The organism is Blautia sp. HA3515, from assembly GCF_059933065.1.
This window is the reverse complement of the sequence record NZ_JAYFUY010000072.1, coordinates 28,329-48,166: the sequence shown is the minus strand read 5'-3', so window position 1 is coordinate 48,166 and position 19,838 is coordinate 28,329. Positions and strand designations below refer to the sequence as shown.

Genomic DNA, 19,838 nt, shown 5'->3' with positions numbered 1-19,838 from the left:
AACTTTATTTTATTTTTTTTATTTCTGAATGTCAACCATTTCCACAAAAAAACAAGTTTGAATTTTCACCAAATTTACAGCCGTATCCAGCCATTTTTTTGATTTTTTGTTCTGAATTTCTTTGGTGTCATACAATATCTATTTTTGAAAACCTTGTGAAAATAACTGCCATTTTCATATCCCACTGCTGCAATAATATCGCTTACAGACAGATCTGTATCACACAAAAGCTCTGCCGCCTTATTCAGCCGCTTTCTCTGAAGCAGATCCTTGAAATTAAAACCTGTGGTCTTCTTGATCATTTTGCTCAATACATGCATAGGCAGCTTCAGCATTTCACATAGTTCTGTCAGGGTCGCTATCCTGTACTGCTGTTCAATATAATTCAGAGTGGTCATGGAGATCATATTCTCGTATGAATTAGGAATCCGCATTTCCACATACTGGACAGAATCCAGAAGATACAGGAAAATCAGGCCCATAGTGGTCTGATCGATCCCGATCGTCCTCTCCTTTTCCAGTGACGATCGAATAGATCATATTTTCCAAAAGATTCTGGATCTGCAGATTTTCTGCCACCTTAAAATGAAGATATTCTCCTCTTTCCTCATCACGGCGCAGCACATTTACCAGAAAATCAGCAAGGATATTTCCTGCACCTGCCATAGAATATGCCACATCAAAAAACTGGGGCAGAACCATAAAGTTGATCGCAATGTCATCCACTCCTGCCGGAAGGAGCTCATGACTTGTAAACTGATTCAGGAAAAGAAGCTTCTCCTGTTTTAAGTACTACTTCTCTGCCATCAATAATATTGGTCACAGTTCCCATGCATACATACAGCACCTCCACATAATTGTGTTTATGGGGTGGGAAATGCACAAATCTTGTATGGGTCCGCACTGTGATCAATTTGCCTTCTTCAAGCATTTTCCTGCTGTCTACAATAAAATCCCTGCCGGAAGTATACAGATCCTTGTCTACTTCCTGTCCTTCAAGGATCTTCTTCTCTTCTTCTGTGATCTTTCGCAGCTGTTCCAGCAATTCCTTTTGCATGTTTTCTCCTTATAGTTCTTTACCAAATCTATTTTTTCTGAAATGCGCACCGCCAGGCGTACCTTATAAAACAGCAGGCTGCTGCAAAATATCTTTTTGAGATATTCCTTGCAGCAGCCTGCTGTTAAATTTTATCATTCTTTCTTATGGATAGCAACCGATTTCTATAGATTAGTACAGTTTAGCCATTTCTTCGATGTTGTCAGAGTTGAACTCCAGAGGCTGTCCAAGAACGATCTCTGTACCGCCGTCATCAGCTTCTGTGATTGTGTACTCACCAAGATCTCCAGCTGTGAATGTTTCATCAAGAGCACCTGTGATATCACCTTTTACAAGAGAGATTGTTGCATAAGCACTGAGTTTTCCAAGGCCCTGCATATCCCACAGATAGAAGTATGGGCAGGAATGCTCATCATCAGCACCTGTGTACTCAACCATCTCAGATGGAAGTCCAAGACCTGTCAGCTTGCAGGTAGATTTCTCATCCTGAAGATATTTAGCAGCTGCTGCGATACCAACAGTTGTAGGAGCGCAGATTACTTTCAGATCTGGATATTTCTCAAGAAGAGCAGTTGTCTGGTCTGTAGATTTCTGTGGCTCGTCATCACCATATGCAACCTCTACCAGATCCAGTTTGCTGTATTTCTCATCGCTTTCCATGATTGTCTTCATTGCATCGATCCATGCATTCTGGTTAGCTGCCTGAGAAGTAGCGGAAAGGAACCGCCCACTGGCCTTCACCACCTGCAATGTCAAGAACTGCATCAAGAAGAGCCTGTCCAACAGCTACTGTACCAGCCTGATTTACGAATACCTGACGGCTGTCTGCATTAGGAGCAGAGTCAAAGGATGAAACCTTGATTCCTTCATCCATTGCTTCTTCCAGTTTTGCCTGAAGAGCGTTTACGTCGTTTGCGGAAATGCAGATTGCATCAAAATCCTGGGAAATCAGGTTGTCAAGAACCTTGATCTGAGCGTCAGCTGTAGCAGCTTCCGGATAAACAACCTCTACTTCGCCGCCTTCTGCCTCAACAGTCTCTTTAAAGGATGCTGCTGCGATCTCGAAGAATGCATTACCTGCAGATTTTCCAACCAGTGCGATCTTCTGTCCATCAGCCTCTCCAGCTAATGCAGGTGTTGCTGTTGCCAGTACCATTGCTCCGCAAAGTAATGCGCTAACGATTTTTTTGTTCATGTTTTTTTCCTCCCTTGGAAATATAGTTTTTTGTTGTTTACATTTATGTGTAGCTGCTGTTACCCCACTTGCAGCCAACAACCATTTTAATAATATAGATCATATAGATCAGGCGTTTTTCTTAACCTTTAAAGCCTTTTTGATCTCTCCCACCACGTTAGGAAGTGCTACTGCACAGATCAGCAGAAGCCCCAGGATCAGAAGGATTACCTGTGGGTGAAGGTTCTGCTGTCCAAGTCCTACACGAAGGCATACGATAATGAATGCAGAAATAATACCACCTGCAAGATTTCCTTTACCACCTGTAGAAGAAATACCTCCAAATACTGCCATTGCAATGGCGTCCATCTCAAAACCGTTTCCTGTTGTGGTATTGGCTCCATAAGAAGAGGATACCATAAACAGTGCACACAGTCCGCAGAAAGTTCCCATGAGTGTGTAGATCGAGCATACGGATCTTCGCGAACATGGATACCGGAATAATAGGCTGTAAGACGGTTGGTACCTATCGCATATACTCTCCGGCCGAAAGTGCTTTTGCCAAGGATCAGTGCTGCTACCACAGCAAGGATCAGAACCAGGAAAAGAATATATGGAACTCTTCCTACTTTACCGCCGATAGCTTTAAAACCATCAGAATTTGTCAGGGATACGGATCCACCTTCACCAAGCACGATCTCTGCAATACCTCTGAAAATGATCTGTGTAGCCAATGTTACGATCATTGGCGGAAGCTCCTGGAATCTGGTAAGGATAAACCCGTTCACTGCACCGCAGGCTGTACCTACAAGAAGAGAAATCAGGATCACCAGGATAAACGGAAGCCCTGTATTGGATACCAGGCAACTGATGGTTGCGGAAAGACATACAATTGATCCAACAGATATATCAATCTCTCCAAGAACCAGTATGTAAGCCATTGGCAGCATGAGAAAGATCTCTGCCAGATAAACCGGCATCTGCCTGAGCACACTCTTTAAGTTGTAAAATTCTGAAAACCATGCACAGAAAATGTTGACCAGGACAAACAGCAGGACCATAATCCCTTCCCAGCTGAATATCATGTGTTTCACCGGATTTTCCGGCACATTGTTTATACTTCTTCCAGATTTTCCGGCCATGATCACATCTCCCTTCCTTTTAATGCATTTCTGTCAGCAATACGCTGCAGGATCACGTTCACCATTACTACCACAAGGATCAGTACACCTTTGATGGTATTCTGCCACAAAGCACCGATGCCAACCAGCGGAAGTGCTTTCGCAATGGTGGCCAGGATCAAGGATCCTAAAAGAGCGCCAAGAACAGTACCTCTTCCACCGCTCATGCTTACACCGCCGATTACACAGGCTGCGATAACATCCATTTCACCGCCTTGCTGCATATCCGGCATTGCAGAAGCGTATACAGATACCTGAAGTGCTCCTCCAAGACCAGCAAGCACGCCCATGATCATATAAACCATCAGTTTGATATTCTTAACATTGATACCTGAAACTTCTGCTGCACTAGGATTGCTTCCTACTGCGTAAATCTTTCTTCCTGTCCTTGTCCACTTCATAAAGAAGAAGAAAACTACATAGCAGAGAGGATGATCACCCATACAACTGCATTGATCCCAAGCACACTGGATGTTGCAAAATTCTTAAGAGCTTCCAAGTGCTGCTGCCCCGGCCCACTCACCATTATTAGATACCGGATATTCCCAGGGCACGGAACACATACATAAATCCCATGGTTGCAATGATCGGCGGTACACTGGCTCTGGATATCACCAGACCTACCAGGAAGCCGCAGACAAGTCCAATGGCAAGTGCGATCACAAAAGCAAGAATGGTGCTGGTAATATGACCGTATTTCAGAAGCATACCAATGGACATTCCGGAAAGTGCCAATGTTGACATGATGGAAATATCAATTCCTCCCACCAGCATAACGCACAGCATTCCAAGTGCCATAACCATTGTAACTGCATTGTTTTTCAACATGTCCATCAGTGACTTGGGTTTCAAGAAAGAAGGGCTGATGGCTGTAACGATTGCAAAAAGCAAAATCAGAATCACTGCAAGGGAGAAACTCCCTGGAGCCGGTTATTTTCTTTAGAGTTGATTTCTGTTTCATGATCTTCCCGCCTCCTTTGATGTCTGTCCTTTTTCCATTGCAAGCTCAAGGATTCTTTCCTGAGTTGCCTCATCTTTATTTAATTCACCTGTCTTCCGACCATTGCACATCACAACGATACGGTCAGACATTCCCCAGGATCTCCGGCATTTCTGAAGAAATCAGCACAATAGCATAGCCTTTCTTTGCCAGATCTCCCATGATCGCATAGATCTCTGCCTTTGCACCTACATCAACACCCTTGGTAGGTTCATCCATGATAACTACTTTCATTTCCTGGCTCAGTGCCTTGGCAACAACTACCTTCTGCTGATTACCACCGGAAAGGGAACTTGCAGGCTGGAAAATGTCCACAGCCTTTGTATCTACTTCCTCAAGAAGCTGTTTTGCCAACTCCCGCTCTTTCGGTTCATTATTAAATCCTTTTTTTGCATACTGGCTGATGGTAGGAAGTGTCACATTCCGACCCAGTCCCCAGCTCATGATCAAGCCTTCCTTCTGTCTGTCTTCCGGAAGAAGAATGATGCCTTTTTTCATTGCGTCAGATGGCTGTTTGATATGGATCTCCTGGCCCTCCAGATATACTTTTCCTTCATCCGGAGTGGTAATTCCGCAGATGCTTTCTACTACTTCTGGTACGGCCTGCACCAACCAGCCCTGTAAGACCTATGATTTCCCCTGCATGTACGTCAAAGGAAACATTTTTGAAATAACCAACCCTTGACAAACCTTCCACCCGAAGCATTTCTTCACCGATCTGTACTTCCGGCTTTGGAGACGGATTCCTTGATCTCACGGCCAACCATAGCTTTGATCAGATCTGCATTTGTGATCTCATCTACATTGTATGTACCAATATACTGAGAGTCTCTAAAAAACGGTAACTCTGGATGCAAGGCGGTACATATCCTCAAAACGATGCGAAATAAAGATAATGGAAACTCCTTCTTCTCTCAGATGATCTACGATCCGATACAGCTCCTCTGATTCTCTTTTAGTAAGTGCTGCAGTAGGCTCATCCAGGATCACGATCTTGGCATTGGTAGAAAGCGCCTTGGCAATCTCAACCATCTGCTGCTGTGCAACACTTAAAGTTCCCATTTCAGCTGTAGCATCAAAATCTGCATTCAGCTGTTTAAGAAGCTTGTTGGCTTCCTCATTCATCTTTTTCCACTGGATCATCTTATGGACAATAATCTCATGTCCCATGAAAATATTCTCTGCAACTGTCAGATGCGGATAAGATGTAGGATGCTGATATACAGCAGCAATCCCAGCTGCCTGTGCGTCCTTTGGCCCTTTGAAGTCCACCTTCTGGCCATTCAGGAACATCTCTCCTTCTTCTGCTTTATGTACACCGGTAATAACCTTGATAAATGTGGATTTACCGGCACCATTCTCACCCATCAGCGCATGAACTTCTCCGGGCTTTAGCTGGAACTGTACATTGTTCAGTGCTTTCACTCCGGGGAATATCTTGGTAATGCCTTTTAACTCAAGAACATATTCCGACACTGTATGATTACCTCCCTCTTTGATCTGTACTAATTGTATCATGTGCCTTTTAGAGGCTAAACCGGAAAATATTTGGAAACAGGGTAAAATATTATTCAGTTAAAGAAAAATCCACAGATTTTCCCTGTGTTATGATATAATCCTTTTAACAGAATTGCTAAGAGATCATAGAAAGAAAGAGGTTCTTCCTATATGAAATTACTAATTGTAGACGACGAGGAGCTTACACGGACTGGCGTTATTTCCTCCATTGACTGGAAATCATTAGACATAGACGAAGTGCTCCAGGCAGACGACGGGATCAACGGACTGGAGGCTGCCAGGATTCATAAGCCTGAGATCATACTCTGTGATGTACGGATGCCCCGTATGGATGGTATCACCATGCTTGAAAAGCTGGAACAGTTCCTTCCGGACACAGTTCCCATTTTTATGAGTGGCTACTCAGACAAGGAGTACCTGAAAGCTGCCATTAAATTAAAAGCCGTAAACTACATTGAAAAGCCTTTAAATCCAACAGAGATCCGTGAAGCTGTACAGGAAGCTTCTGAAGTCTATCGCCAGAAGCTACGTACCCATCGCGGGGAAACGCTTCATTCCATGGAAACAGCCTCACGGCTTGCTCTGGCATTGGCTACTCCTTACCGCTTCAGCGAAAAAGTGATCAGCGAATTAAGCCAGGAGCTTTCCCTTTATATGGGATCTGATACCTGTTTTACCGCCCTGATCGCCAAAATCGATACAGAACAGGATTTCTCTGTGCCGGCTATCGACGATATTTATCAAAATATCTGCGATTATCTGTCTAATTTTCATCTTCAATGTATTTATGCAGAAAAGAAAGCACAATATCTTGTTTATTTTATTTTTGGCTCTTCCATGCCACAGGAAGCGACTCTGGATCTGATCCGGGATTATATCAGCTGCCAGTATCAGGCTTATCACAAATTTTATATCACGGCAGGCGGTTCCTTTACAGGTGTTTCCAAAGCCTACCAGTCCTATGAGTCGGCAGTGATCCTTCAGCAGAGCAGCTTCTTTTTCCCAAGCGGATCTTTTTTAAGCTCCTCTCTTCTGAAAGACAGTGATCTGCGCTCTCATCCCCCTCTTCCGGAATTTCCGGAGAAAGAATTTCAAGATCTTCTTGCCCTTAAAAATCAGGACGGCTGCAATGCCTTTCTTGGGCAAATATACGATTTTTACAATCAGAATACACAGGTACTTCCCAATCACGCAAAGGATCTTTATTACAAGCTGTTCCGCTGTCTTGATGAGATCTACAGGCAGCTTCAGATCTCCCTTCCCTCTGACAGGGAAAATGCAGTAGACACTCTTGAAAACAGCTTTTCATTCCAGGATCTGCATAGCAAGCTGCTTGACCGGATCACAGATTTTTTCTGTGAGCTTCAGGATTCTGTACAGGAAAATCAGACCATTTTTCTGATTAAGGAATATATCAGCAAGAATTACGGAAATGAGTCCCTTTCGGTAAAGGATATCAGTTCTCATGTATTTTTGTCAGCTTCTTATGTATGTACCTTTTTTAAAAATGAAACCGGCAAAACCCTGAATCAATATCTGACCGAATATCGAATGGAAAAGGCAAAGCAGCTGCTTGCGGATCCCAGATTCCGAATTGCGGATATCTCCTCCAAGGTAGGATATAATGACGGGAATTATTTTGGTAAAAGCTTTAAGAAGTATACCGGTTTTTCTCCTTCTGAATATCGAGAAAGGATTTCCTGTAAACAATTATGAGAAAAATGCTGAATAAGCTGAAGCACCGCTACGGGGATATGAAGCTTCAGTCCAAATTTACCATTGCACTTGTGCTTGCTGTGGCAGTTCCCCTTATCCTTCTGGGCATATTTTTCTATGGAAAACTTTACGAAATGATCGTCTCCTATACCATACGGCAGGAACAGGATATTTCCGCTAAAACTTCCCCCCAGATCGACGATATGCTTAAACAGGTCACAGATACCTATGACTCTCTGGCGGAAGAATCCTTTTATAAAACTTTATTTCACCAGCCGGTAAATGCGCCCTTTTCCATGCTGACAGCTTCTGAAAGTGCAGATGATTTCTGTCAGGCTGTGAAAAAGCTTACAGACAGCTCCCTGATCACCAATATCCGGATCTACGTGGATCTTCCTGCTGTCTCTTCCTTGTTTTCCGGCACAAAAGAAAAGATTCTCCATCCGGTAAGCGGGATCCGGGGAACTTACTGGCATGGGATTTTCCAAAGCACTAATACCTTAGAGCTTTTTTGTCCTCCTTTTTATTTAGGGACGCAGGAAAAATCTAACTGTGGAGATATGGCTTACATCCATACTGCCAGCATTTATTATCACGGAAGTCCTATCAATGCCTATGTAGCTGTATACTATTCCAGCAGCCATCTGATAAAAGTATTAAATGAAAACCTTGGATTAAAGGGAAGTGTTTCCTATATTGTCAATGAAAGAAACAGCCTGGTTGCTTCTTCTGATGAGTCTCTGTCCGGTATTTACTGGCTGGGATACGAGGATATTTCCCAGTCCTTTATGTCTTCCAATAATTTTATCGAAAAAAACATCCTTGGCAATAAAATCTACTCCTGCTTTTACAGGATCAATCAGCCAGGCTGGTTTATGGTAACGATCCTGCCCTCCAAACCACTGATTGCCCAAAGTAATGAGATGATGATGCAGTTCGCTTTTTTCTATCTGCTTTTTCTCATCCTTGCCCTGTTCCTGTCCGGCCGGCTTTCCCGTTCTATTACAGGACGTATCTCTTCTGTGATCGGACAAATGCGTAAGGTCCGCCAGGGACCTCCGGTAGCTATGGACAGCCCGGTATATCACGATGAGGTAGGTGATCTGATCGATACCTACAACTATATGACAAGAAAAATGAACCAGCTGATGGATAATCAGGCAAAAGCCGCTGAAGATCTGAGAATCGCAGAGTTTAATTCCCTGCAGGCACAGATCAATCCTCATTTTCTTTACAATACCATGGATATGATCAACTGGATGGCCCAGCAGGGACGTACAGAAGAAGTAACAAACGCTGTACAGAACCTTTCCAGGTTCTACAAGCTGACCCTAAGTCAGAAAAAAAGCATCAGTACCATTGCTAAGGAAGAGGAGCATGTATCCATTTATATTCATCTGCAGAACATGCGTTATCATGACAGCATCCAGTTTATCTCTGATATTCCGGATGAGCTGATGGATGACCAGATCCCAAAGCTGACCCTGCAGCCTGTAGTGGAAAATGCCATTCTTCACGGCATCCTGGAAACCGATTCCAAATCCGGTACCATTGTGCTGACCGGATGGCTGGAGGATCAGGATCTGGTACTGCTTATTTCAGATGATGGTGTTGGCATGTCCAAGGAAAAACTGGATACCATCCTTACCGGGACAGGCTCCTCTTCAGGCAAGGGCACAAATATTGCAATCTATAATACCCATCGCAGACTTCAGATCCTTTATGGGCCAGGCTATGGACTTTTCTATTCCAGTGAACCTGGAAAGGGAACAGAGGTACAGATCCGCATTCCTGCCAGAAAAGCCTCCACATAAGAAACGTAACAGGAACATTACACCGCAGCTTCCTCGATTCGTGCAGAAAAACGCACAGAAATAGCCTGACCCTTTGGCCAGGCTATTTCTATGTGAATATATGTAAAACAAAATCAGAAGCTTAATTATTTCCTACTGGAAAGTACTTCCTTTTCGTACTTCTCCACTTCGGTAAACCAGTCAAATCCAACCGGTGTGCCACAGCTTTCGCAGAAGTAATCCCATACATCTCCAAATGGGAATGTTTTCATTTCTTCCTGTACAGTCATAAGCTTTGTCAGGTTATTGGTATCCTGAAGTTCTTTTAGCTGTGCATTAGGCTGAAGAAGGGCAAACAGCAAAGACTTGGACATATTGCGAAGTCCTGTGGTCCATGCGGAAATACGGTTGATGCTTGCATCAAAGTAATCCAGTGCAATATATACACGGTCAAGTGCATCATTACGGACGATCTCTTTTGCGATCTCTCTTGTTTCATCATCAAACAGTACAACATGGTCAGAATCCCAGCGTACAGGTCTTGTTACATGCAATGCGATCTCAGGGAAGAAGCAAAGCAGTGACGAGATCTTATCAGATACCACTTCTGTAGGATGATAGTGTCCGTTATCCATCAGCGGCAGGCATTTATCCTTATGCTCTGCTGCAAAGGACAGCGTAAACTCTGCACTTCCTGCTGTATAGGATTCCACACCGATACCAAATACTTTGGACTCTACGCATGGTTTTACCAGATTGAAATCGTATGGCTCGGAAAGGATTTCCTCGATGGATTCTTTATAACGCATTCTCGGTCCAAGGCGGTCTCCAGGAATATCCTTATACCCGTCACCTGTCCAGATGTTCATAACACATGGGATGCCTGTTTCTTCAGCAAAATACTGGGAAATACGGATACATGCTTTACCATGGCGGATCCAGAATTTTCTGGTTTCTTCATCCGGGCTGCTTAAGGTAAGTCCGTCTTTCACTTTCGGGCTTGAGAAAAATGTTGGATTGAAATCAATGCCCACACCTTTGGCTTTTGCAAAATCTACCCATTTTTTGAAGTGCTTTGGCTCCAGCTGATCTCTGTCTACCCACTGGCCTTCTTCAAAAATAGCATAGGATGCATGTATATTGATTTTTTTCTTTCCAGGAGCCAGTGACATAACCTTTTCCATATCTGCCATCAATTCTTCCGGTGTCATGGCTTTTCCAGGATAATTTCCTGTTGTCTGGATACCACCTGTTAATGGACCGTCCTGGTCAAAACCTTTTACATCATCGCCCTGCCAGCAATGAAGAGAAATAGGCACATTTTTCAGAACCTGGATGGCTTTGTCTGTGTCTACTCCAACCTTGGCATATCTGGCTTTTGCAGATTCGTATCTTTCCTTTGTGGTCATTGTTGATTCCTCCTTTAAATAATCTCTTCCCAAGGGACTTTGATTACATCATTTATATATTTTGATATCAAAAGACTGGTGGATCGCAGTTCTCGCTTCCTCTACAGATCCGAATTCTCCAGCCTCCAGCATCTGTGCTGTAATATTTCCAATAGCGGTAGCTTCTGTAGGGCCTGCATGAACTTCTTTTCCTGTTGCTTTTGCTGTCAGCTCATTTAAGTATCCTGCATTTGCGCCACCACCTACAATGTGGATCCTGCTGTAGGTTCTGCCTGTCATTTCTTCCAGGCTCTTTGCTGTACGTGCATAGCATTCTGCAAGGCTTGTATAGATCACAGTTGCGATCTCACCTAATGTTTCCGGAACCTGCTGACCTGTCCGTCTGCAGTAGTCCTGGATCTCTTTTGTCATATTCTCCGGTGAAAGGAAGCACTGTGCATTTGCATCCACCCGGGATGGGAAATCCTTCGCCTCTTCTGCCATCTGGCAGATCTCTCCAAATCCGTATTTATCCTGGAATTCATGGCGTACAGACTGGATCATCCAAAGTCCCATAATGTTTTTCAGATAGCGGAATCTTCCTCCGTATCCCCCTTCATTTGTCAGGTTCATACCGCAGCTTTTCAGTGAACAGTCTGCTTCTTTTCTTTCCAGTCCCATCAAAGACCAGGTACCGGAACTGATATAAATAAAGTCATCATCATTTGCCGGTACTGCCAGAACAGCAGAGCCTGTGTCATGGGTAGCCGGAGCTACAACTACCAGGTCAAACCCTACTTCTTCCTGTACTTCTTTTGTAAGATGGCCAATGGGTGTACCTGGCATGATCAGCTTCTGGAACATTTTTCTTGGATATCCCAGCATATCGATCAGTTCATAATCCCAGTCCTTTGTCAACGGACTTACAAGCTGTCCTGTGGTTGCTTCTGTATACTCGCAGGTTTTCTTTCCTGTGAGAAGGTAATGAAAATAATCCGGTACATGAAGCAGAGTGTCTGCCTTTTCCAGATATTCCGGATGTTTTTTCTTTACAGCCATCAGCTGGTATATGGTATTAAAGATCTCTTTCTGGATGCCTGTACGCTCATACAGCTTCTCCTGTGGAATGATCTTATATACTTCTTCATCCATACCCTCTGTACGATGATCTCTGTAACCAACTGTATTGCCAAGAACCTGTCCGGCTTCATCCAGAAGGACATAGTCAACTCCCCATGTATCTACTCCCATGCTTACCGGGATCTTGCCCAGCTCTTTACATTTTTTCAGTCCATCCTTGATTTCTACGAAAAGCCTGTCAAATTCCCAGCAAAGCTCTCCGTCCTTTTTTACCATCCCATTTTCAAAACGGTGCACTTCTTCCAGCACCATTTTTCCATTTTCCAGATGTCCCAGGATCAGTCTTCCGCTGGATGCTCCAATGTCTACTGCCAGATAATACTTTGTCATTTTTAAAACCTCCTCAATATTTGTATAATTCCTCGTATTTTGTCTGAATCTATGCAGGAATACCTTCATATTGATGATACCATATTACTACATAAATCAGCAATGTATAAGAACCTGGTTTGCCATAAAAAAGGTTCTTATTTGCAAATTGAAAATAGAATAAGCAATAACTCCTATTTGTAAACTTTTAACTTCTGATATCCACAGATGCATGAAGTTTCTAAAAAGAAAACCGGAGGGTAGCCTCCGGTTTTCCTGATAAGTTTTCGTTCGTACATTAGCGCGAATGCTCATCTCAAGACCTTCGGTCTTTCGATGTTCGCTGCGCTCACATAGCCTCTCTTATGAATCTTTTCGTCTGCAAGCAGCCGAAAGCTTCATATTTCGAGTCTGCATTCGCTTTAGTCGTACAGGTTCTGTGCGATTTCTTCGTCGTTCATGTTCTCAGCTGTGTACCACTGGCATCCACTGTCAACGTCTTCTACAGTCTCACCTTTTGCTGCTTTGCAAGCAAGTTCAACTACAGATGCGCCCATAGCTACAGGAGCCTGTGTGATAGCGCCGATGAATGTGCCGTCAGCAACTGCTGCTTTGATGTTTGCGCCGGAGTCAAATCCAACACCAACAACCTGATCATCACCAGAGCCAAGTTTCTGAAGGTTCTCATTACCTGTGATCATAGCCTCTGCGGAGTGCTGGTTGGAGCCGTATACGCAGATTGTATCATCTTTATTTAACAGTGTCTGGCAGTCGATTGCGGACAGCTCAGATGTTACCTGTGAAGGAACAAGGATCTCGATTACAACATCACCGTCGTCTGTAGCTTCAACCTTGGAATCTCCAACGTATCTGTCATTTCCTTCAAGAGAAACTGTTTTGCCGTCTGCGATGATCAGCTCGCCCATCTTGTCGATAAATCCAAGACCTCTGTTTACGATAGACTCGGAAGTAGCATCCTGGCCCATAACACCGATTCTTACTTTGCCATCAGCATTTGCGATTCTGTCTTTTAATACTTCATATGTTTTCTCTGCTGCAAGAGCACCTGCTGCATAGTTGTCTGTAGAAGCGTTTGCAACTACTGCGCCTTCTGGAGCATCCGGAACACCAGAGTCAAAACCGATGATCGGGATACCTGCATCCTGAGCCTGTCCGATAGCATCCAGGCATGCGCTTGTATCAAGAGCAGCAAGTCCGATAGCGTCTGGTTTCTGGTTCATTGCGGAGTTCAGTTCCTGAACCTGCTCAGCAATATCAGACTCGGAGTTTGGTCCTACAAAGTTGATGGAGCATCCTAATTCTTCTGCTTTTTCCTCAGCACCCTTTAAAACTGCCTGCCAATACTGATGCTGGAAGCCTTTGGATACGATCTCGATCTTCAGTCCTGCATAATCAGACTCAGCATGAACTGTAACTGCACCAACCATAGTTCCAACCATTGCAGCACATAATGCAACGCTCATTAATTTCTTTCCTGCCATTTTTAAATCCTCCTTGATTTGAATTATATAGTTTGTAGTTTCTGCATACCCCTTATGCAGTCTTTTTATTTTTCAGTACATCTATGAAGATTGCCAGGACCAGTACCAGACCTGTAAAGATCTGCTGCCAGTTTGCCTGCAGTCCGATGTACGGAAAACCTGTTTTCAGCAGTGACATTACGAAAACACCTAACAGAGTTCCTGTAACTGTCCCTACTCCACCATTCATGGATGTTCCACCGATGATCGCTCCGGCGATAGCATCCAGTTCCAGTCCTGCTCCGGTTCCTGGCGGAATTGCCTGGAATGTAGCCGCATAGGCGATACCTGCAAGTCCTGCGAAAAAGCCGGAGATCAGATAAGCCAGAGACTGATATTTTACTACATTTACACCTGATAATCTTGTTGCTTCTTTGTTGCTTCCAATAGCGATAATGTAACGTCCTGCTCTTGTTTTATTTAAGAAGATGGACATCAGGATCACACAGATCAGTACCAGAATAAATCCTACCGGAATCATCTTTCCGTTTAATTTCAGCTTGAAAATGCTGCGGAACCAGCCGTTTTCAGCTGCTGCCGGAGGCCAGGTAACACTCATGGCTCCTGTAAGAAGAGAACCAAGACCTCTGGTGATCATCATAGTACCAAGTGTTGCGATAAAGGGAGGCAGATCCATTACTGCAACCAGTAATGCATTCAACAGACCGATCAAAACTCCCAGTACAAGGGCTGCCAGCATACCAACCACTACAGGCATTCCAACCTTTGTGATCAGGTGACCGCCAAACAATGCGTAACAGATCATTCCTGTTCCTATGGAAAGGTCTACACCACCTGTGATCAGGCAGAAGGTAACACCAATTGCCATGAAGCTGATGTAATACGAATAATCAAAAATACTAACTAATGTAGAATACTGTCTGAAAGCCGGACTTCCCACTGAAAACATGATCGCCAGGAAAATAATTACCAGCACAACCACGATTTTCTGGGTTCCAATAGCTTTTACAATAGGGTTATTGGTAAAAGCATTCCCCTTTTTTTCTCTATCTGCCATTTTTCCTTCCTCCTCTTATTCTCTTCTGGTAGCCGCATGCATGATATTTTCCTGTGTTGCCTCTGAGATATCAATCTCACCGGTCTTCTTACCTTCACACATTACCACGATACGGTCACTCATTCTCAGAATCTCTGTCATTTCAGAGGAAATCATAATGATCGACTTTCCTTCTGCCACCAGCTCATTCATCAGGTGATAGATCTCACTTTTGGCACCTACGTCAATACCTCTGGTAGGCTCATCAAAGATCAGGATGTCACAGTTTCTTACCAGCCATTTAGCAATAACTACTTTCTGCTGGTTTCCACCGGAAAGATTTACTACCAGCTGATCTACGCCTGGTGTTTTTGTTTTCAGGTCATTTACATATTTCTTTGCAATCTCATTTTCTTTTTTCTTGTTAATGAAGATTCCATTCATGAAATTCTCCATGCTAGCCATGGTAGAATTCTCTGCCACACTTTTGGCTACAACGATTCCGTAACGCTTTCTGTCCTCTGACAAATAACCGATTCCGCATTTTACAGCATCCATAGGGTTCTTGATATCTACCTTTTTACCATTTACGTAAATATCACCGCTTTCTTTAGGATCTGCTCCAAAAAGTGCTCTTGCAGTCTCTGTACGCCCTGCGCCCATCAGACCAGAGAAACCAAGGATCTCTCCCTTGTGAAGCTCAAAGCTTACATCCTGTACCATCTTACCTGCATTCAGGTGTTCTACCTTCAGAACAACCGGTGCATCTGGTGCCACATTGCTTTCAGTTTTCGGATCTTCGTAGATCACACGGCCAACCATCATATTGATGATATCATCTTTTGTGCAATCCTTAGTGATCAGTGTGCCTACGTAACTTCCATCACGCATAACGGTTACACGGTCTGTAATCACCTTGATCTCATCCATACGATGGGAAATATAAACGATTCCCAGCTGCTTATCCCTCAGATCACGGATGATCTTGAACAGCTCCTCGATCTCAGCTTCTGTAAGAGCTGCAGAAGGCTCATCAAAAATGATAACCTTTGCCTCATGAGAAATCGCTTTGGCGATCTCACACATCTGCTGCTTACCAACAGTAAGATTTCCCATTTTTTCCTTTGGATCAATATCAATGTTCAGCTGTTTGAAAAGCTTTGCCGCTTCCTCGTTCATCTTCGCATCATTGATCAGCTTGCCATTCATGATCTCACGGCCGATAAAAATATTCTGAGCAACTGTAAGATGATTCAGCATGTTCAGTTCCTGGTGCACGATCACAATACCTGCATCCTGTGCATCCCTTGGGCTTGTAAACTCTACTTCTTTTCCTTCATATGTAATCGAACCGGAATCCTTGGAATAAATACCTGTCAGGACTTTCATCAGAGTGGATTTACCGGCTCCGTTCTCTCCCATCAGAGCATGAACTTCACCTTTTCTGATCTCCAGGTCAACATGGTCCAGTGCATGAACACCGGGGAAAGACTTATCTATACCCTTCATTGTTAAAATGACTTCACCCATATCTCTATCCTTTCTCTCTACTTTATTGTAGTCACACATCAGTTCTTTCTCTTCTTACTCCGAACATCTGCATACACAGCCAGAAGAACGATGATACCGGTAATTACATACTGATAATCTTTCTGGAAGCCCATTGCAAGGATACCTTCCTGAAGAAGTGATACGATCAGAACACCAATAATACTTCCTCCGATAGATGCCACACCACCTGCCATGGAAGTTCCTCCCATAACACAGCTTGCGATAGCATCATTGTTGAATGTATCACCAAGTCCCGGCTGAACTGTTGTATAGGAACCAACATAGGCGATTGCTGCAACTCCTGCCAATATTCCGCAGATCACATATGCCAGCATTTCCCATTTCTTAACATTAACACCGGATAAGCGGACTGCTTCTTTGTTGCTGCCCAGGCAGAGGATATATCTTCCTGCTTTTGTATTATTCAGGATGATTGCGCAGATCACTGCGATCACAAGCAGGATCAGAAGACCAGTGGGAACATCTGTATTTCCGATCTTCATTCTTACCAGGCTTCTGTACCAGCCGGATGCATCACTTGACTGTGGCCAGCTGATGGTCTGTGTCTGTGTAAATACAGAACCGATTCCCTTTGCCAGCATCATGGAAGCCATGGAAGAGATAAATGACGGAAGTCCCATGTAGGCTACCAGGAATCCATTCCAGATACCAAACACAAGGCCTACCAGAACACATACCAGAAGAGCTGCTCCTGTAGGTATGCCGTCTTTTGTCAGAAGTCTTCCTGCGATCAGTGCTGCACAGAACATAACCGGACCGATTGAGAAATCAATACCGCCGGTGGCGATCACAAAGGTAACTCCCAATGCCAGGAATCCTAGAAAGTATGCATAGTTCAATGCACTCAGGATTCGGGAATAGCTTAAAAACGTAGGGCTGATGATTGCAAATGCAATGTACATAACAAGAAGCACACCACATAATACAATCCTGTTAAATCCAACCTTTTTTACAAATGGGCTGTTTTTGAAATTTTCCATTTCCGTTCCTCCTCATTTCATTTCCCTTCAACTGTGATTATTATATCCTGTGACCATCTGGATTTTAATGGAATATATTCTTGAAAAAGGTTAAAAATTTACGATATGGTAATTTTTTACCTTTTTTTTCAAAATGCAAAAAGAGAACGGATCACTCCGCTCCCTTTTTGCATTTTTATGTATTCTTTTTTGTATTAAATGGAAATAACAGCTTTTCCATCTCACTGTTGTACATGTTTTCCGGGGTGATCAGTTCACAACCGGAATCAATATTCTTTTCTTCCTTTTTCCCTTCCAGGTGAAGAATCGTTTCTTTTACTCCAAGATATCCCATCTTAAAAGCTTTCTGTACAACAAATGCTTTAAATACGCCCTGCTCCATCAGCTGCACTGCTTCCTGAGAACTGTCGATGCCAACGGTGGCGATCCGGTCCTTTGCTTCCGCCTCCTTCACCGCCCTGGCTGCGCCTACAGAAGAATACTCATTCATGCCTGCGATCATCTTCAGATCCGGATACTTTTCCATCAGTTCCTTTGCCAGCTTATAGGATCTGTCAAAAAGTGAATTGCAGTACACCACTTCCACAATATTCTTCTCATAATCTCCCAGACCTTCACGGAATCCCTGCTCACGTTCCACAGCTGTGGAAACTCCTTTCACATGACTGATCACTGCAATCTTATCATCCTTGCCTACGATCGTCCTTGCATATTCCCCCAGCCTGCGCCCTGCTTCCACATTGTCTGTAGCTACAGTCAGATCCTGCAATTCCTCTGAGGTACAGGAATCAATATAGGTAATGCAAATCCCTTTTTCTTTTGCTTTTTTCAGATCTTCATTGGCTGCACTACTGCTGGATGTGGAAAAAAGGATCCCATCTGGATTTTGCTTGATTGCTTCTTTAAGGAAACTGATCTGCCCTTTTCCATACGTGTTCATTTTTCGGTGCCATCACTTCCAGCTGTACTCCATATTCACTGGCAGCCATCCTGGCTCCGGAAATAAGTGAAGACCAGAAATCGCTGGTTCCGTCTTCGGTTTTGGGAATATAGATCAAAGACAATGGTGTGCTGCTTTTCTGCCTCTGCAGGATATAACCTGTAAAAAAGCCAAGAAATATCAGGAAGCCGATAGCACCCCATGGCGATCCATTTTTTATATTTTTTCATGATCTGCCTCCTGTTCATAGGAATCATATTCATAGGAATAACAATAGAAGCAGTGGTTCCTTCCCCTTGCCTGCTGCTGTATGTAATGCCGTAATCCATTCCATAATACAACTGAAGTCTTTTCTGTACATTATAGACTCCAACCCCATTTGACCGATAATTTACTTTGTGTTTTTCAAAAATATGGGACAAAGTCTGCTCATCCATGCCTGCTCCATTGTCCTTGATCTGGATCACTGCATTTTCCCCTTCCCTGTATCCTCTGACAATGAGAAGGCCTTTACCTTCTTTATATTTCAGTCCATGGTAGATCGCATTTTCAATCAAAGGCTGAAGCACCAGCTTAATGATAGGCACTCCCATGATCTGGGCATCAACCTGGATCTGAAACTCCAGTTTATCCTTGTAACGCATTTTCTGGATAGTCAGGTAGCTTCTTGCATATTCCACCTCCTGGCCAATAGGTACCTGTTCCTCTTCATTGCTGATGCTCTGTCTGAGAAGCCTTGCCAGGGAAGCAGTCATAACCACAACTTCCTCATTTTTCTTCCCTTCTGCCATCCATATGATAGAGTCCAGGGTATTGTACAGAAAATGCGGATTGATCTGGGACTGCAATGCCTTCAATTCACTTTTTCTTTTCTGCTGCTGCTCATAAATATTCTGCTTCATCAGCTCCTGGATCCTGCTGGTCATCACATTGAAGGATCTGGTCAGGCTGCCCACCTCATTCCGAGAGGTCACTTCTACTTCCGCTGCCCTGAAATCCCCTTCCTGTACCCTTGCCATAGAATCCCGAAGCTGCTGCAGCGGCCGTGTAATATTCCTTGAGATCAGATTGGAAAGAACCAATGCTACGATCACCAGGATTGCCGCTACCAGCACATAAATACTTCTGGCCTTTTTGCTGTCTTTCAAAAGCTCTGCCACATTGGTACAGCCAACTACAGTCCAGCCGGTTTTCTCAGACCGGGAAATCGTATAGATCTTGGCATTATCCCCACTTCCATCCATCAGTGTTTCCTTGTCTGTATTCATAACAAGGTCGATATTTTCAGTCTGAAGCTCATTATAAAGCTGTTGCTGCTGGGGATGATAAACAACATTACCATCCTGGTCAAGAAGGAAAACGTATCCCTTGGAACCAATACTGTTCTGGTCGCACAATTCACTGATAGCACTGTAATTCAAGTCAATAAATACAACACCTTCTCTGTTGCCGCTTCCTGTAAAATTACGCACTCCGCGGCTTACTGTGATCACCCAGGGGCGTTCTCCCTGATCACATGCTGCACATGAGAC

At 43.7% G+C, this 19,838-nt stretch carries 18 protein-coding genes and 2 pseudogenes; 2 read left to right on the top strand and 18 right to left on the bottom strand.

Features of this window, described 5'->3' with window-relative positions; genetic code table 11:
* Positions 1–74: 74 nt before the first annotated feature.
* The 10 genes and pseudogenes from R1Y93_RS06015 to R1Y93_RS05970 all read right to left on the bottom strand — a co-directional run bounded on the left by R1Y93_RS06015 (position 75) and on the right by R1Y93_RS05970 (position 5,888).
* Complete coding sequence (locus R1Y93_RS06015; protein WP_500822061.1) at positions 75–482, bottom strand: helix-turn-helix domain-containing protein; 408 nt, start codon at positions 480–482, stop codon at positions 75–77.
* Positions 421–726 (bottom strand): hypothetical protein, encoded by a 306-nt coding sequence (locus R1Y93_RS06010; RefSeq protein ID WP_500822060.1) that lies wholly within the window; start codon positions 724–726, stop codon positions 421–423. Before R1Y93_RS06010 ends, R1Y93_RS06015 begins: the two co-directional genes overlap by 62 nt.
* 16 nt (positions 727–742) lie before the next feature.
* On the bottom strand, positions 743–1,057 hold the full coding sequence (locus R1Y93_RS06005) for a cupin domain-containing protein (RefSeq protein ID WP_500822059.1): 315 nt from the start codon (positions 1,055–1,057) through the stop codon (positions 743–745).
* A 171-nt stretch (positions 1,058–1,228) separates the two neighbouring features.
* Positions 1,229–1,798 (bottom strand): substrate-binding domain-containing protein, encoded by a 570-nt coding sequence (locus tag R1Y93_RS06000; protein WP_500822058.1) that lies wholly within the window; start codon positions 1,796–1,798, stop codon positions 1,229–1,231.
* Positions 1,752–2,252, bottom strand: a complete 501-nt coding sequence (locus R1Y93_RS05995; protein WP_500822057.1) for a substrate-binding domain-containing protein — start codon at positions 2,250–2,252, stop codon at positions 1,752–1,754. Before R1Y93_RS05995 ends, R1Y93_RS06000 begins: the two co-directional genes overlap by 47 nt.
* A gap of 108 nt (positions 2,253–2,360) precedes the next feature.
* Positions 2,361–2,651, bottom strand: coding sequence for a hypothetical protein (locus tag R1Y93_RS05990; RefSeq protein WP_500822056.1), 291 nt, complete (start codon positions 2,649–2,651; stop codon positions 2,361–2,363).
* Between the two features lie 122 nt (positions 2,652–2,773).
* Positions 2,774–3,172 (bottom strand): annotated as a pseudogene (locus R1Y93_RS05985) (ABC transporter permease); the annotation flags it as partial.
* 203 nt (positions 3,173–3,375) lie between these two features.
* On the bottom strand, positions 3,376–3,813 hold the full coding sequence (locus R1Y93_RS05980; RefSeq protein WP_500822055.1) for an ABC transporter permease: 438 nt from the start codon (positions 3,811–3,813) through the stop codon (positions 3,376–3,378).
* Positions 3,814–3,940: 127 nt separating this feature from the next.
* The gene (locus R1Y93_RS05975; protein WP_500822054.1) at positions 3,941–4,315 is read right to left on the bottom strand and encodes an ABC transporter permease; all 375 of its coding nucleotides are present in this window, start codon (positions 4,313–4,315) and stop codon (positions 3,941–3,943) included.
* Positions 4,316–4,369: 54 nt separating this feature from the next.
* A pseudogene (locus R1Y93_RS05970) lies at positions 4,370–5,888 on the bottom strand (sugar ABC transporter ATP-binding protein).
* A gap of 192 nt (positions 5,889–6,080) precedes the next feature.
* Here R1Y93_RS05970 and R1Y93_RS05965 point away from each other — a divergent pair.
* Entirely contained in the window at positions 6,081–7,646 is a 1,566-nt protein-coding gene (locus R1Y93_RS05965) for a response regulator transcription factor (protein WP_500822053.1), read from the top strand.
* On the top strand, positions 7,643–9,460 hold the full coding sequence (locus R1Y93_RS05960; RefSeq protein ID WP_500822052.1) for a sensor histidine kinase: 1,818 nt from the start codon (positions 7,643–7,645) through the stop codon (positions 9,458–9,460). Before R1Y93_RS05965 ends, R1Y93_RS05960 begins: the two co-directional genes overlap by 4 nt.
* Positions 9,461–9,585: 125 nt before the next feature.
* On the opposite strand, the gene R1Y93_RS05955 is transcribed toward R1Y93_RS05960, so the two are convergent.
* From R1Y93_RS05955 to R1Y93_RS05920, 8 genes are all read right to left on the bottom strand, one after another.
* Positions 9,586–10,848: an L-rhamnose isomerase gene (locus tag R1Y93_RS05955; protein WP_500822051.1), complete on the bottom strand. Its 1,263-nt coding sequence runs from the start codon at positions 10,846–10,848 to the stop codon at positions 9,586–9,588.
* Positions 10,849–10,896: 48 nt separating this feature from the next.
* Positions 10,897–12,297, bottom strand: coding sequence for a rhamnulokinase (rhaB, locus tag R1Y93_RS05950; protein ID WP_500822050.1), 1,401 nt, complete (start codon positions 12,295–12,297; stop codon positions 10,897–10,899).
* A gap of 401 nt (positions 12,298–12,698) precedes the next feature.
* Positions 12,699–13,778 (bottom strand): substrate-binding domain-containing protein, encoded by a 1,080-nt coding sequence (locus tag R1Y93_RS05945; protein WP_500822049.1) that lies wholly within the window; start codon positions 13,776–13,778, stop codon positions 12,699–12,701.
* A gap of 52 nt (positions 13,779–13,830) precedes the next feature.
* The gene (locus R1Y93_RS05940) at positions 13,831–14,835 is read right to left on the bottom strand and encodes an ABC transporter permease (protein ID WP_500822048.1); all 1,005 of its coding nucleotides are present in this window, start codon (positions 14,833–14,835) and stop codon (positions 13,831–13,833) included.
* Between the two features lie 15 nt (positions 14,836–14,850).
* A complete protein-coding gene (locus R1Y93_RS05935; RefSeq protein ID WP_500822066.1) occupies positions 14,851–16,344 on the bottom strand; it encodes a sugar ABC transporter ATP-binding protein in 1,494 nt (497 codons plus the stop codon).
* 38 nt (positions 16,345–16,382) lie between these two features.
* Complete coding sequence (locus R1Y93_RS05930; protein WP_500822047.1) at positions 16,383–17,366, bottom strand: ABC transporter permease; 984 nt, start codon at positions 17,364–17,366, stop codon at positions 16,383–16,385.
* Between the two features lie 175 nt (positions 17,367–17,541).
* On the bottom strand, positions 17,542–18,306 hold the full coding sequence (locus R1Y93_RS05925) for a substrate-binding domain-containing protein (RefSeq protein ID WP_500822046.1): 765 nt from the start codon (positions 18,304–18,306) through the stop codon (positions 17,542–17,544).
* 35 nt (positions 18,307–18,341) lie between these two features.
* Positions 18,342–19,799 carry a sensor histidine kinase gene (locus R1Y93_RS05920; RefSeq protein WP_500822045.1) on the bottom strand — a complete coding sequence of 486 codons (1,458 nt, stop codon included), beginning with the start codon at positions 19,797–19,799 and terminating at the stop codon, positions 18,342–18,344.
* Positions 19,800–19,838 lie beyond the last annotated feature (39 nt).